Origin of the sequence: Arthrobacter nitrophenolicus, from assembly GCF_000332815.1 — a bacterium.
Lineage (GTDB): Bacteria > Actinomycetota > Actinomycetes > Actinomycetales > Micrococcaceae > Arthrobacter > Arthrobacter nitrophenolicus.
Genome location: NZ_AOFD01000052.1, coordinates 13,967 through 28,119, shown reverse-complemented (window position 1 = coordinate 28,119; position 14,153 = coordinate 13,967). Strand labels below are relative to the sequence as shown.

12 protein-coding genes and 4 pseudogenes are annotated in these 14,153 nt (G+C 67.4%); 8 read left to right on the top strand and 8 right to left on the bottom strand.

Going from position 1 to position 14,153, the window contains the following annotated elements:
- Window positions 1–61: 61 nt before the first annotated feature.
- From G205_RS16285 to aztA, 5 genes and pseudogenes are all read right to left on the bottom strand, one after another.
- The gene (locus G205_RS16285; RefSeq protein ID WP_009358948.1) at window positions 62–1,084 is read right to left on the bottom strand and encodes an extracellular solute-binding protein; all 1,023 of its coding nucleotides are present in this window, start codon (window positions 1,082–1,084) and stop codon (window positions 62–64) included.
- A 125-nt stretch (window positions 1,085–1,209) separates the two neighbouring features.
- Window positions 1,210–1,383 (bottom strand): LGFP repeat-containing protein, encoded by a 174-nt coding sequence (locus G205_RS24110; protein WP_420874315.1) that lies wholly within the window; start codon window positions 1,381–1,383, stop codon window positions 1,210–1,212.
- Entirely contained in the window at window positions 1,374–2,252 is an 879-nt protein-coding gene (locus tag G205_RS23125; protein ID WP_009358947.1) for an LGFP repeat protein, read from the bottom strand. The genes G205_RS24110 and G205_RS23125 overlap by 10 nt, the downstream gene beginning before the upstream one ends.
- A gap of 3 nt (window positions 2,253–2,255) precedes the next feature.
- Window positions 2,256–3,145: pseudogene (locus tag G205_RS23120) on the bottom strand (Ig-like domain-containing domain); the annotation flags it as partial.
- Between the two features lie 1,118 nt (window positions 3,146–4,263).
- Window positions 4,264–4,911: a zinc ABC transporter ATP-binding protein AztA gene (gene aztA / locus G205_RS16270; RefSeq protein ID WP_009358945.1), complete on the bottom strand. Its 648-nt coding sequence runs from the start codon at window positions 4,909–4,911 to the stop codon at window positions 4,264–4,266.
- A 57-nt stretch (window positions 4,912–4,968) separates the two neighbouring features.
- Between aztA and aztB the strand changes: the two genes are divergently transcribed.
- The 5 genes from aztB to G205_RS21280 all read left to right on the top strand — a co-directional run bounded on the left by aztB (window position 4,969) and on the right by G205_RS21280 (window position 9,612).
- Window positions 4,969–5,868 carry a zinc ABC transporter permease AztB gene (gene aztB, locus G205_RS16265; protein WP_009358944.1) on the top strand — a complete coding sequence of 300 codons (900 nt, stop codon included), beginning with the start codon at window positions 4,969–4,971 and terminating at the stop codon, window positions 5,866–5,868.
- Entirely contained in the window at window positions 5,849–7,063 is a 1,215-nt protein-coding gene (locus G205_RS16260) for a YncE family protein (protein WP_009358943.1), read from the top strand. The genes aztB and G205_RS16260 overlap by 20 nt, the downstream gene beginning before the upstream one ends.
- Complete coding sequence (gene aztC / locus G205_RS16255) at window positions 7,060–7,995, top strand: zinc ABC transporter substrate-binding protein AztC (protein WP_009358942.1); 936 nt, start codon at window positions 7,060–7,062, stop codon at window positions 7,993–7,995. The genes G205_RS16260 and aztC overlap by 4 nt, the downstream gene beginning before the upstream one ends.
- A 34-nt stretch (window positions 7,996–8,029) precedes the next feature.
- Window positions 8,030–9,241 (top strand): zinc metallochaperone AztD, encoded by a 1,212-nt coding sequence (aztD, locus tag G205_RS16250; RefSeq protein ID WP_009358941.1) that lies wholly within the window; start codon window positions 8,030–8,032, stop codon window positions 9,239–9,241.
- 152 nt (window positions 9,242–9,393) lie between these two features.
- Complete coding sequence (locus G205_RS21280) at window positions 9,394–9,612, top strand: hypothetical protein (RefSeq protein WP_235047008.1); 219 nt, start codon at window positions 9,394–9,396, stop codon at window positions 9,610–9,612.
- A 137-nt stretch (window positions 9,613–9,749) separates the two neighbouring features.
- Here the strand turns inward: G205_RS21280 and G205_RS16245 are convergent.
- Both G205_RS16245 and G205_RS21275 read right to left on the bottom strand, forming a co-directional pair.
- Window positions 9,750–10,381, bottom strand: a pseudogene (locus G205_RS16245) (cation diffusion facilitator family transporter).
- Window positions 10,378–10,703, bottom strand: a pseudogene (locus G205_RS21275) (ArsR/SmtB family transcription factor). Before G205_RS21275 ends, G205_RS16245 begins: the two co-directional pseudogenes overlap by 4 nt.
- 155 nt (window positions 10,704–10,858) lie before the next feature.
- On the opposite strand from G205_RS21275, the gene G205_RS16240 reads away from it, so the two are divergent.
- The 3 genes and pseudogenes from G205_RS16240 to G205_RS22170 all read left to right on the top strand — a co-directional run bounded on the left by G205_RS16240 (window position 10,859) and on the right by G205_RS22170 (window position 13,473).
- On the top strand, window positions 10,859–11,695 hold the full coding sequence (locus tag G205_RS16240) for an alpha/beta fold hydrolase (protein ID WP_009358938.1): 837 nt from the start codon (window positions 10,859–10,861) through the stop codon (window positions 11,693–11,695).
- A complete protein-coding gene (locus G205_RS16235) occupies window positions 11,692–12,858 on the top strand; it encodes a diguanylate cyclase domain-containing protein (RefSeq protein WP_200859179.1) in 1,167 nt (388 codons plus the stop codon). Before G205_RS16240 ends, G205_RS16235 begins: the two co-directional genes overlap by 4 nt.
- Window positions 12,785–13,473, top strand: a pseudogene (locus tag G205_RS22170) (putative bifunctional diguanylate cyclase/phosphodiesterase). The gene G205_RS16235 and the pseudogene G205_RS22170 overlap by 74 nt, the downstream one beginning before the upstream one ends.
- 188 nt (window positions 13,474–13,661) lie before the next feature.
- On the opposite strand, the gene G205_RS16230 reads toward G205_RS22170, so the two are convergent.
- On the bottom strand, window positions 13,662–13,985 hold the full coding sequence (locus tag G205_RS16230; RefSeq protein ID WP_009358937.1) for a hypothetical protein: 324 nt from the start codon (window positions 13,983–13,985) through the stop codon (window positions 13,662–13,664).
- Window positions 13,986–14,153 lie beyond the last annotated feature (168 nt).

Sequence of the window (14,153 nt, the reverse complement as noted above, 5' to 3'; positions counted from 1 at the left end):
CCGGCCGTCCGGCCGGGACGGCGCTTCGGCGTCCCCGCCTGCGCGAGGACCGCCGTTTCGGTCATTTGTATCCGGCCTCGGCGAGCAGGTCCACGGCCTCGGCGTTGAGGTCGCCATAGGCTTCGGCATTCAGCGGCATCCGTTTGAACTCGCCGAATCCTGCAATGACCGGTTCGGGCTTGGCCGCCGGGTTGACCGGGAACTCGTGGTTGGCATCCACGAACGCGTTCTGTCCCTTGGTGGCGAGCCATTCGATGAGACGCTGCGCGTCCCCGGCGTTGTCCGAGCCGGCGACGAGTCCGGCGCCGGAGATGTTCACGTGGGTGCCTGCGCCCTGCTGGCTGGCCCAGTAGAGGTCCACCTTGAAGTCCGGCTTCTCCTCCAGCGTGCGGGCCAGGTAGTAGTGGTTGTTGATGCCCACGTCGCAGGTGCCGGCGTCGATGGCTTCCAGCAGCAGGACGTCGTTGCTCATGATCTGCACCTCGTTGGCCACCCAGCCCTTGGCGATCTCCAGGGCCTTTTCGCGTCCGTGCAGGTCGATCAGGCTGGCCACCAGCGACTGGGTGTAGGAAGAGGTGGCGTCGCGCATGCACAGCCGCCCCTTCCACTTGGGGTCTGCCAGTCCGGCGTAGGTGTCCACGGCGTCGAACTCGGCGGGATCCACGTTGCCGGGGTTGTACGTGACGGTGCGGGCGCGCATGGCCAGGCCGAACCACCGGCCCTGCGGATCGCGCAGGTCCTCTGGGACGGCCTCATTGAGCGCGGCGGAGTCGACGGCGGCGAGTTCGTCCTGGCGGGCGGCGTTCCACAGGTTGCCCGCGTCCACGGTCATGAATACGTCCGCCGGGCTGTCCTCGCCCTCGGCCTTGAGGCGTTCCAGGAGCTCTGCGTCGTCGCCGGTGATGAACTCCACGGAAATGCCGGTCTCGTCGGTGAACTCACCGAACGCGCCCTCAAGGTCGTAGTGGCGGGCGGAGTAGATCTGGAGATCGGCCGGCTGCCCTCCGATGATGCCGCAGCCCGTCAGGGCGGCCGCGACGGCGGCAAGGCTTGCGGTGGCTGCGATCAGGCGTCGAATGGGCACGGAGGGGAGCTCTACTTTCAGGGGGCGGGTTTCCCGCAAGCTAATTTAGCAAGGTAAGGCTATCTTAATTCAGCGTGCCACCTTGAAATTATTAACTTGCGGGACCCCTCCGTGCCCCCGGCGGGTTACCGCCAGGTGATGTAGTAACCGTTCGGGCCGACGTGAATGACGCCTCCCTGGTAGTCCTGGGCAACGCTTCCGTCATTGCCTGTGGCGTACTCGCCGCTTGTGGGGTAACCGAGGCGGCCTGACTCGTACCCTGTGGACGCCCAGATGGTGCGGATGGCCCCTACGGAAATCTGGGCCCCGGTCGCAGCAGACCAAATGATGGCGCCGCCTGGTAGTTCTGGAAGACCCCGCCGTTCTTGAGCCCACCAATATCGTCGGTGACCGGGTAGCCGAGCCTGCCGTTTTCGAAGCCCGTGGCCGCCCACCGGTCGCGGATTGCCCCGATGGAGATGTGGGCACCGGTTGCCGGCGAGTAGATGATGGCGCCCCGTTCGTAGTTCTGGAAGACCCCGCCGTCCTTGAGGCCGCCAATTTCGTCGGTGACCGGGTAGCCGAGCCTGCCGTTTTCGTACCCTGTGGACGCCCACTTCTCGCGGATTGCCCCAATGGAAATGTGGGCCCCTGTTGCCGGCGAGTAGATGATGGCGCCGCGCTGGTAGTTCTGGAAGGCCCCGCCGTCCCTGAGGCCGCCCACGACGTCGCTGACCGGGTAGCCCAGCGCACCGTTTTCGAATCCTGTGGACGCCCACTTCTCACGAATTGGCCCCATGGTGATGTTGGCACCGGTTGCCGGCGAGAAGATGATCGCACCGCCCTGGTAGTTCTGGAAGACTCCACCGTCCTTGAGGCCGCCGATTTCGTCGGTGACCGGGTAGCCGAGCGGGCCGTTTTCGAACCCTGTTGTCGCCCACTTCGCGCGGATCGCGCCCAGGGTGACGTGGGCCCCTGATGCCGGCGAGTACATGATGCAGCCGCGTTCAAAACACTGGTACCCGCCGTTGTCCTTGAGGCCGTACACCTCTGGCGTGGTGGCTGCTCCAAGGGCGCCGTTCAGTGACTCCGCTTTGGCTGCGATGGGAGACTGCACGGGCTGGGCTGCTGCCGTGGTGAAGGTCCACGTCCTGTCAGCTGCCAGCGCGTTGCCGGCGGCGTCCTTCACCCCGCTGGTGCCACCCTTGATCGTCGCCGTATACACCGTTCCCGCCGCCAGATCCGCACCCGGTCCAAGGTCGCGGACCTGGCCGTGCTGTTGTACGTCACGGTGGCAGGCACCGGCGTCGTGCCCGCGGCCAAGGTGAACGTGCCCGACGTAATCGTCGCCGTGTCCATGGCCTCCGAGAACGTCCCCGTCACGTTCGCCGTCACCGCCACTCCGGTGGCACCGGCAACGGGAGCCGTCGCCGTCACGGTCGGGGGCGCGGTGTCGGTGGTGCCGCCGCCGCCCCCGGTGGGGTCATAGTAGTGCCAGTACTGGCTTGTGGCATTGCCATCGGCGAGCACCAGCAGGCCGCTGTTGGCCGTGCCCCAGGCCGCACTGTTGACGTTCTGCTTGGTTGACGTCACGTTGTGCACATACTGGTCTGCATCCACGATGCGGGCCGTCTTCTCAGTAGTGAAGCTGATGGTGTCCAGCGGCGTGGACTTCTCGTAGATCGCGCCGCCCGTCGTGGAGCACACCCCGGCGTTCAGGGTGCCGGCGGGCTTCGGGTAGGTGGCGAAGGTGCGGATCTTCTGTGCGTATTCATCGATCAGCACGATCACCCGGTTGGGACATTCGGATACCGTCGCTATGGTGTGCGCGCTCCACGTCGTGCCGGTCAACGACAGCAGTTGGATCAACGGCTGGGACGCGGACGTGTTGGACGTCTTGATGGCTGCAAACACTTTTCCGCCCGCGGAGGCATCCAGCCATTTCAGGTAGATGTGGTCGTCACCGCTGCGCAGCCCGGAAACGGCTGCGACCGGATCCGTCCAGGCTGAATTTGCCGCTCCATCCACGTGGTAGCTCCAGTAGACGCCGTCGGTGGCGTCCCCCACCTGGCGGCTCCACATGAGGCCCATCTTGTTTCCGTCGAACGCGATCAGGGCTGACGTGTCGTCCACGGAGACGTTGCTTAGCGCCGCCGGGTGCGCGAAGGGGGTCCCCCATGTGGCGCCGTCTGTGCCCGTGACGTTGAGGTAGATCCGGTTTCCCTCCTGCCAGGTGGCCCATACCCGTCCGGTCGAATCCTTGTCGATGGTCAGGAGTTCAACTTTGGAGTTGTTGATTTGGGTGGAGCCCAGCAGCGTGTACTTATCTGCGCCCGGGTCGTAGCTGTAACGGCGCATGTTCGTGGGAAAGCCCGGCTCGGCCGGCAGCCCGTCGTTGACGAACCGGTAGCTGGCCACGTACAGGGTTGTCCCGTCCCACAGCACGTCATGGTGCGTATTTGCCCGCGTTTCTGTCATCACTCCGGTACTGGCCCACGAGTTCGTCGCCGGGTTGAACCGGAAGATCTCGAAGTCCGACGTGGCAGTGTTCCACAGGTTCCCCCACCAGGTGCCGTCGTTGAACCACAAGGAACTGCTGGCCCGTTTGGTACCGGTGGGCGTTCCTGTTCCCGCATGGGAGGGGCCTTCAACCCCCACATCCCCCGGTTCAGCGGTCGCCGGCAGGGGTGCCAACAGGACGCTGCCCAAGACAACCAGGAGCGCTGCCAGCAATGCGTTGAACCGCAGATCCGGTACCCGGCGCCGGCGATGACCAGCCAAACGATGGGCTCCCGGCCTCACCTGTCGCCAGGGAGTCCTGGAGCCACTGCCGCGCATGTTCTGACGAAAAAATTGAAAGTCCATCAATTTTGCTCCCGGGCCTACTACTGACACCGCCGATTTCCAATTCGTACAGTGTCATTGCACAAGGCGGCCGAAACAATCCCGGGCTCCCCCTAATCGATGCCCCTAAACCGCCCTGAACAGGTAAAACACGGGTGGGCGGTTCAGAAGACTCGCAAAACCTTGCGCCCACCTTGACCGTTTCTTGAGGAGCGGGGGCGACAGTATTTTCACGCCGTGCAGCAGGATGCGGCACTGCCCGGCCAGCCGGGCTGGGGGGACAGTCAACGGGAAAGCATCCCGAGGTCTCGAAACGTCCGCCGGTGCCTCCCCCGGGGCGCCGGCGGATGCTTTCGTTAATGCCGTTGGTCCGCCTGCGAGGCTGCGGTGACCCGGCCGCCGTCGAGCATCACCACCCGGTCCGCCCGGCTGATGTCCCCGGCGTCATGGCTCGATTCCAGCACGGTCACCCCGCGCCGCAGCTCATCCTGCACGGCCGCGCGGATCAGCCCGTGCGCCCTGCTGTCCAGGCCGGCGGTCGGCTCGTCCAGGATGAGGATGCCGGACTCCTGCGCCAGCCCCTGAGCGATGAGGGTCCGCTGCCGCTGCCCGCCGGAGAGCTCCTGCAGCTGCCGGCCTGCCAGGTCCGCAATCCCCATCCGTTCCATGGCCTCGGAAACCTTCCGCCGGTCCGTCCGCCGCAGGGGGAGCAGACCGTTCCGGTGCGGCCACCGCCCCATCTCCACGGCCTGGCGGACGGTGCACGGCATGGTCTCCGGCGTCCGGGTGTGCTGGATGACGAAGGCCGGACGGGCGGCGGCCTGCACCGTCCCCCGCGCAGGCTTGAGGACACCCGCCGCCACGGCCAGCAGGGTGGACTTCCCGGATCCGTTCCGGCCCGTCAGCACCGTGTGGGTCCCCGGCGCGAGGGCCAGTGACACGCCTTCCAGCACGTGCCTGTCGGGGTACGCAAACCCCACCCCGCTGAGCGTCAGCGTCTGCACGGCGCCGCCTTTCCTTGTTGCGAATGAGTCTCATTTAATACTGTACGATGAACCGCGATGGAATGGTTACTTGATCCCCTGAATGCCTCATTCGTGCAGCGCGCCCTGCTGGGCGGGGCCCTGGTGGCGGTGGTGTGCGCCGTCGTCGGAACCTGGGTGGTGGTGCGCGGCATGGCGTTCCTGGGCGATGCAATGTCCCACGGACTGCTGCCCGGCATCGCCATCGCGGCGCTGGTGGGTGGAAACCTGATGGTGGGCGCAGCCCTGAGCGCGGCGGCGACGGCGGCCGGCGTCTCCGCGATCACCCGGAACCGGCGCGTCTCGCAGGACACCGCCATCGGCCTGCTGTTCGTCATCATGCTCTCCGCCGGGGTGATCATCGTGTCCGCCTCCGGCTCGTTCGCCGTGGACCTTACCGGCACTTTGTTCGGCGACGTCCTGGCCGTCGAGACAGGCGACATCATGGTGCTCGCCGCCGTCGGACTCGTGGTCCTGGCCCTCGCGGCCGTGTTCCACCGTGCCTTCCTGGCGGCGGCGTTCAACCCGCAGAAGGCCGCCAGCCTGGGGCTCCGTCCCCGGCTGACCCACTTCGTGCTGCTCTGCCTTGTCACCCTGGCCGTCGCGTCGTCCTTCCAGGTGGTGGGAACACTCCTGGTGTTCGGGCTGCTCATCGCTCCTCCCGCCGCCGCGCTGGTCTGGGCAACGTCCATCAGGACCGTCATGATCCTCGGCTCCCTCATTGGGGTCGCCAGCGTGGCGGCCGGCCTCTGGATCTCCTGGTACGCATCCACGGCCGCCGGCGCCACCATCGCCCTGGTGGCCGCCCTGTCCTACTTCGTCTCCGCCCTGGCCCGCGGGGCAGTCCGCCGCAAGCCCGGCACCGGGCCCGCCCCCGCCGTCGAACCCGTCCCCTCGCTAGAAATGGAACCGCTTCCCCGTGCCCCGCACCACGCCTAGACTGTCCGCCCTCCTGCTCGGCTTTCCGCTGCTCCTGTCCGCCTGCGCCGCACCCGCCGCCGAACCGCAGCGGGACGAAACCGCCACGCCGCACGGCTACGTCGCCGGAGCCCAGGAGAACCCGGAGCCGCAGACCGGCCTGCTCACCTTCAACAAGGAGACGGGGGAGGGGCAGCTGCTCTCCCTCCTCACCGGTGACACGTCCGACGCCGGCACCTCCGGCCCTATTGGCGCCGCCTACCAGGACGGCCGCTACGCCCTGCTCACCACGGCGGGCGGCGTCCAGGTGTTCGATACCGGTGCCTGGACCGTGGACCACGGCGAGCACAAGCACTATTACAGCGCCGCGCCCGGCCTGGTGGGGACTGCGGCGGTGCCGGCCGCCGGCGCTGTGGCCGGGGACGGGGAGGCCATCGCCGTCTTCTCCACATCCGGCGGCTACGCGTCCGTGTTCAGGCACAAGGACCTCGACGCCGGCAACGTGCAGGAGTCCGCGCGGATCACCAGCACCCCGCATGGGGGACTGGTGGTGCCGTACGAGGGGCACTTCCTGGCATCCGTCGCGTCCGCCGCCGTGCCTGCCGCGGCCGGCGGGGTGGAGGTCCGCGACACGGAGGACCATACTGTCCTGGCCGCGCAGGACTGCCCCGGCCTGTCCGGCCACGCCACCACCCGCGTGGGTATGGTGTTCGCCTGCACCGACGGCGCCCTCCTGGTCACCGAGGACGACGGTGCCTTCGCCGCCGAAAAGATCCCCTACCCCGACGCCGGCGCGGGCCATCCGCCGGCGTCAGGACTCGCGCACCGTCCCGGCTCGAACGAACTTGCCGGGCCCGCGGGGGAGGACGGCGCCTGGCACCTGGACGTGTCCAGGCGGACCTGGACCCACCTTCCCACCCCGGTCCCCGTGGTTGCGGCGTCGGCCGTGGGCGACGGGAAGCGGGTGCTGGCCGCCGGCGCCGACGGGTCGCTCCTCGCGCTGAACCCCGCCACCGGAGAAGTGGGAGCCCAGGTTCCGCTGCTCGGGGCGCCTGCCGGGGACGCGGTTCCGCAGCTGCGGATCGACGCCTCGCGCGCCTACGTCAGCGACCCCGCCCGCCGCGTTGTCCATGAGATTGATTACGCGGACGGGCTCCGGGTTGCGCGGACCTTCGAGGTGCCCGCCGCGGACCTGATGCTGGAGACCGGGCTGTGAGGCGCGGCGTCCCGGCAAGGCTGGCGCGGCTGGCCGGCGCACTGGTGGTGCTGGGCCTGGCGCTCAGCGGATGCTCCGCCGTCGCCGCCGAACGGCCCACCGTGGTGGTCACCACCAACATCTTGGGCGACATCACCCGGAACATGGTGGGGGACCAGGCCGAGGTGGTGGTGCTCATGGAATCCAACGCCGACCCGCACTCCTTCGGCATCTCCGCCAGGCAGGCCGCGGTGATCGAGAACGCGGACCTGATCGTCCACAACGGCGGCGGGCTGGAGGAAGGGATCCTCAACCACGTGGAGGCAGCCGCCGCGGAAGGCGTGCCGACGGTGGCGGCGATGGACGCCGTCGAACCACTGGCGTTCACCCACGGCGACGACGACGGCGGCGGGGATGCGCAGGACCCGCACTTCTGGACCGATCCCGCCCGGGTGGCGGAGGCTGCCGAGGCGATCGCCGGGAGCGTGCTGGAACATGTCGACGGCGTGGACTCGGACGCCGTGCAGGCCCAGACAGGCTCCTATGTGCAGCAGCTCGGCGAGCTTGAGGCGTCCATGGAGGCCAGCTTCGCCGCAATCGAGCCTGCCAGGCGGAAGCTCATCACCAACCACCACGTGTTCGGCTACCTGGCTGCGCGCTTCGGGTTTGAAGTGATCGGCGCGGTCATCCCCAGCGGCACCACGCTCGCCTCGCCCAGCTCCGCGGACCTCAACGACCTCACCTCCAAAATCCGCTCAGCCGGCGTGGTGGCCATCTTCGCCGACTCTTCCCAGCCCGAGCGGCTGGCCCAGGTGCTCGCCGCCGAAGCGGGCCAGGACATCGCCGTGGTCCCGCTGTTCACCGAATCGCTGGGGGCCGAAGGGTCCGCCGGCGCCACCTACCTGGACATGATGCGCGCCAACACCGAAAGCATCACCCAAGCATTGTCGTAAGTTCCACCCGCACCCCTGACAAGAAGGAAACTCCATGCAACACCGCACCCCGCCCGTCCGCCTGCTTGCTGCACTCGCCGCTGCCGGCCTGATGCTCACCGGCTGCGCCGGCGCCACCCCGGCCGGAAACGTCGCCTCCACCGCCTCCGCTGCCACCGTTGATGCGGCCACCCCGCGGATTGTCACCACGTACGACGGCGGCGTCCAGGTCCTGGACCCCGAAACCTTCGAGGTGCTTGGCGACTTCGCCCTCGAGGGCTTCAACCGGATCAACCCGGCCGGTGACGGGCGCCACGTCATCATCTCCACCGCGAAGGGCTTCGAGGTCCTGGACACCGGCGTCTGGTCCGACGGCGGAAAGCACTACGCCCAGGACCCGGCCATGACGGACATCGCGTTCCCCACCAGCAAGCCCGGACACGTGGTCCGGCACGAGGGCAAGACCATCCTGTTCAGCGACGGTACCGGGGAAGTGACCGTCTTCGAATCCGACGATCTTGCCGAGGGGCAGCCCGAGGTGGAAACCCACCGGGCGGAAGAAGCCCACCACGGGGTCGCCGTCGAACTCTCCAACGGCGAGCTGGTCCTCACGCTCGGGAACGACGAGGAACGTCCCGGCATCGTGGTGCTGGACGAGGACGGCAAGGAAATCGCCCGGAACGAGGACTGCCCCGGCGTGCACGGCGAGGCCACCGCGGCGGGCGAGGCCGTGGTCATCGGCTGCCAGACCGGCGTCCTGATCTACGCCGACGGGGCCATCACCAAGCTGGACAGCCCCACCGAATACGGCCGGATCGGCAACCAGGCAGGCTCTGACGAGTCCGTTGTGACCCTCGGCGACTACAAGCAGGACAAGGACGCCGAGCTGGAACGGCCGGAGCAGATCTCGCTGATCAACACCGAAACCAAGTCCCTGACGCTGGTTGACCTCGGCACCAGCTACAGCTTCCGTTCCCTGGCGCGCGGCCCGCACGGCGAGGCCCTGGTGCTCGGCACCGATGGCGCCCTGCACGTAATTGACCCGGACACCGCCAAGGTCACCAACAGCTTCCCGGTGATCCCCGCTTGGGAGGAGCCGCTGGAGTGGCAGGACCCGCGGCCCACCATCTACGTGAACGGCCACACCGCTTTCATCTCGGACCCGGCCACCAACACCATCCGCGCCGTGGATGTCGAGTCCGGCAAGGTCACGGGCACGGGCACGCTGGAGGACACCCCGAACGAGCTGACCGGCGTCACCGGCTGACCCTGCGACGCCCTCTCACCTTTGGCGCCTGAACCCGGGACGCCCGCTCACCTTCATTCCAGTCGCAGGGATGAAGGTGAACGCGCTTCCCTTAAGGGCGCCGCAATGTTTGTCCTCTTGACCGGAAATGAAGCAGTGCTTAACGTCCAGGTGTGACCATCGTGTTCGGCGGGATGGCAGCCAGCCTCGACGGCTACATCCGCTCCGTCAGTGGGGACCTGTCCTGGCTGAAAGACGCTATGTCGAAGGCTGAGGACTACGGCTTCGCGGCCACGGAGCAGCGGGCGTGCCGTTCTTCGGCGGCATTGGGCGATGGACAAGGCTGGAACTTGCGGAGTGCCGGCCCTATCCCTCCGGCATCGTGCTGCTGAACTACCGGGTGCGGGCCGGCTCCGCCTAGGCTAACGGCGCCAAAAATGAGCGGGCGTAGGTCCGGAAGGCGCGATATGTGAGACAGCGTTGGTCCGGAAGGCGTGGTAAGTGAGCGGGCGTGCGATGGGGAATGGCATCAGGCGCAGCCGGCGCAGCAGGCATCGCCCCGCCAGGCACTGATGCCCTCCCGCACGGCGATGCCCGCGATGGCCAGGGCCGCCACGGAATCGGCCCACCACCAGCCAGGGTGCTGTTAACAACCAGGCCCACCAGGAGGACGGCCGAGAGGTAGGTGCACAGCAGCGTCTGCTTGGAATCGGCAACAGCCGTCCTCGATCCCAGTTCGCGGCCCGCCCGGCGCTGCAGCCACGACAGCACCGGCATCACGGCCAGGCTCAGCGCGGCGATGACGAGCCCCGGCGTCGAATGTTCGGCCGGTTCGCCGCTGAGCAGGGCCCGGACGGCGTCAAAGGAGACGAAGGCGGCGAGGGCGAAGAAGGAGAGGGCGATGATCCGCAGGGTCAGGTGCTCGCGGCGTTCCGGGTCCTTCGAGGCGAACTGCCAGGACAGCGCGACGGCGGATGCCACCTCGATCACGGAGTCCAGCCCGAACCCGATCAGCGCCGCCGAGCCCGCGACCCCGCCGGCCCAGAGCGCAACGGCGGCCTCGATGACGTTGTAGGTGATGGTGCCCGCCGCGAGGATCCGGATGCGCCGGGTGAGGACCGCCCGCCGGGCGGGAGCCGGTGACAGCTGGAGGCCGCTCATGCCGTGCACGTCCCGTCCGGGGCGCAGCAGGCCGGATCAACCGCCAGCACCACGCCCAGCAGGTCGCGGATGGCATGGCCCAGCCGGCCGTCTGCCAGTTCATACCTGGTCCGTCGCCGTCCGGGACCGCCACCACCAGGCCGCAGCCGCGCAGGCAGGTCAGGTGGTTGGACATGCTCTGGCGGGAGACACCCAAAGCTTCGGCAAGGTCGGAAGGGTAGCCCGGGCCGTCGGCCAGGGCCAGCAGGATCCGGGCCCGGGTGGGATCGGACACCGCATAGCCGAAGCGCGCCAGGACCGGTGCATGGGTCAGGGTTTTCACGGAAGTGACTGTACAGCCTGCAATGTATTCACGTCTAGCTTTATCCCGGGCGGGGGCTGCAACCTTTCCGCAATTGTGAGCGTTTCGCTTTCTCCCGCCGCTACTATCTGAGATAGGAAAATCACCCTGCTTACTAACCCCGGGGGTCGGTACAGATGGTCACAGCAGCAACCGAGGCAGCTTCGCTGGTGGTCCGCCGGAACAATGTCACAGAGGCCGGCCGCGCAGACGGGCCCGTGATGATGTTCGCCCACGGGTACGGCTGCGACCAGGACATGTGGCGGCGGCTGCTGCCGTACTTTGCGGATGACTACCGGCTGGTGCTCTTCGACCACGTGGGTGCGGGCCGTTCCGATGTGGACGCCTATGACCGCGGCAAATACGGGACCCTGGACGGCTACGCCGAGGACCTGCTGGAAATCTGTGCCGTCCTGGACCTGAAGGACGTCATCCTGGTGGCCCACAGCGTGAGCGCCATGATCGCGCTGATCGCTGCCGTCCGGGAACCTGACCGGTTCGCCCGGCTGGTCCTGGTGGCCCCGTCGCCCCGCTACACCAACGACGCCGCAGACGGTTACGTGGGCGGGTTCTCGGAGGAGGACATCGAGGGCCTGCTCGCCTCGCTGGACAGCAACTACGTGGCCTGGGCCGAAGCCCTCGCGCCGATGGCCATGGGCAACCCGGACGCACCCGAGCTTGCGGAGGAACTCCGGAGCAGCTTCTGCCGTACCAACCCCTCGATCGCGAGGCACTTCGCCCGGGTCACCTTCCTCTCCGACAGCCGGCCCGTGCTGGACAAGGCGGGCTGTGAGTGCCTGATCCTCCAGTGCTCCGATGATCTGCTCGCGCCGCAGGAGGTGGGCGACTACGTGCACCGGCACCTTGAGCAGAGCACCTTGGTGCAACTGCAGGCAACGGGCCACTGCCCGCACGTCAGCGCGCCCGGGGACACCGCCCGGGCCATCCTGAACTACCTTGATTCCCGCCCGTGACCGACGCCCCCGGCCCGCCCGCGGGCCATGACAAACCGCCGGATGACTTTGAAGCCCTGTTCCATCAGGCCCCGTGCGGATACCTGGTAACGGACGACGGCGGCAGCATCACAGCGGTCAATGACACCTTTGTGCGGTGGACAGGTTTCGCGCGGCCCGAGCTTCTCGGCCGCAGGCTGCAGGACCTCATGCCGGTCGGTGACCAGATCCTCTACTCAACCCACTGCATTCCCCAGCTCGGCATCAACGGCTCGGTCTCGGAGATCGCAGTGGAGATCATCGACGCCGGCGGGGAACGCCGCGCCGCGCTGCTCTCGGCGCAGCGGGTCCCCGGCTCCGGGCAGGAACCCGGCAGTGTCCGCGTCATCATCTTCAGCGCCCATGAACGCAGGATGTTCGAAAAGGAGCTGGTCGCCGCCCTCCGGGCCGCAGAGGAATCCGAAGTCCGGCGGGGCCAGGCGGAGAAGGAACTGCAGCGGCTCGCCCTGCATGATTCCCTGACCGGGCTGCCCAACCGCGCAGGGCTAAGGATGGCGCTCGAGCCGCTCCTGGACGGCAGCGGCAAGGTGACACTGGCCGTCCTGTTCCTCGACCTGGACCACTTCAAGGCCGTCAACGACAGCCTGGGGCACTCGGCAGGGGACGAGCTCTTGATGGCCGTGGCGGACCGGCTGCGGGCCGCGGTCCCGGGAACGGGCACCGTTGCCCGGCTCTCCGGTGACGAATTCCTGGTGGCGCGGACCGCCGTCGACACCCCGGCGGCAGTGGCATTGGCCGCCGGCCTGCTGGATGTCCTGCGCGCGCCGATGCAGATTGAGGGCCTGGAAATTGTGACCTCCGCGAGCATCGGGATTGCGGTGGCGGACAATGCGGAGGAAACGCTGGAAGACCTGATCCGCCGGGCGGACATCGCCATGTACCGGGCCAAGGAGCGCGGGCGCGGCCGGTGGGAGCTGCACGAGCCCGCCGAAACTGATCCCACCGTGGACCGGCTCCGCGCGCTGGGCGAACTGCGCCGCGGCATCAGGGACGGCGCTCCGGGTCCATTACCAGCCGCAGATCGACCTGCGGACCGGCACCGCCAGCGGCGTGGAGGCCCTGGTCCGGTGGCAGCACCCCACGCGCGGCCTGCTGCCGCCGTCGGAATTCATCACGATGGCTGAGGAATCGGGCTGGTGCGCCCCCTGGGTGCCTGGGTGCTGAACGAGACGCTGAAACAGGCGGCGGCCCTGCGGCAGGACCCCCGGAACGCGCGCCTGGAATTCGCCGTCAACCTTTCCGCCCGGCAGCTGAACGATCCCGAACTGGTGGACACGGTGAAGGGTGCCCTTCAGCTGTGGACGCTGGATCCGGCGCTCCTGCAGCTGGAAATTACGGAAACGGCACTCATGTCCGATCCCGCGGCCGCGCTTGAGTCGCTGACCGCCCTGAAAAACCTGGGCGTCGGGCTGGCTGTTGACGACTTTGGAACCGGATATTCGAGCCTGACGTACCTGAAGAAGTTCCCCATCAACGAACTGAAGATCGACAGGTCTTTCATCACGGGACTCGGCTCGGATTCCGGTGACGCCGCCATCGTGGGCAGCTGCATCGACCTGGCCCACGCCGTGGGCATCCGTGCCGTTGCCGAAGGTGTGGAAACGTCCGGGCAGGAGCAGGCGCTGAGGGCCATGGGCTGCGACCTTGCCCAGGGGTTTCTTTTCGCCCGCCCGCTGCCGGCGCCGCTCCTGGAGGAATGGCTGCAGGCCAACCTGGGCGGCCGGCCGGTCAGTGCCTGACCGTCAGTGCCTGAACGACGGCGGCCGGACATCACGAGAGGAAAAGACTATTCCGCCCTGCCCGGTACGGCTACCCGGATAGGCGGGTACAACCGTGCTGGAGGGCAGGGCGAAAGACTGTAAATCGAAGGTTAAGGTGGCAGGCTCTGGGCCCCATACTGGGCGCTGGGAGTTGCCTTGGAGTTGGCCTATGCGGCCATTGCGGCAGCCGGAACGGCGGCCTTCCTGCGCGGCGCCAGCACGCTGATGGTGCACGGTGCCTGCTGCGGATCGATTTTGGTTGGAAGATGATGTGTTTCCGATGAGGTCCGGAGCATCTCCAGTGCCGCATCATCCACGCGGGCGTGTGAGATATCCAGTTCCAGATCCAGGCCTTCCCGCAGGGAGTTGGCCCGTTTTGCCACCACATAGAGGGCGTTGACGCTATGGACGGTGATATGCCCCTTTGCAATCACCTTGGCTCGTGCGTGGTCGAGATCGATACGGACAACAATGTTGAGCTTTGAGTTCAAAATGTAAAGCCTTCCCCGGCATTGGCTGCGACGCTGCAGCTTCTTGCTATGGCCGTTTGCATCAGCCTCAACCAGAGTAGGGGCAGGATGTGACGCACGCAACATGGAGATGTTTATTACATCGTCTGTTCTTTCGTGACGGGGTTCCGGAAGTGCCGCCATGCCAGC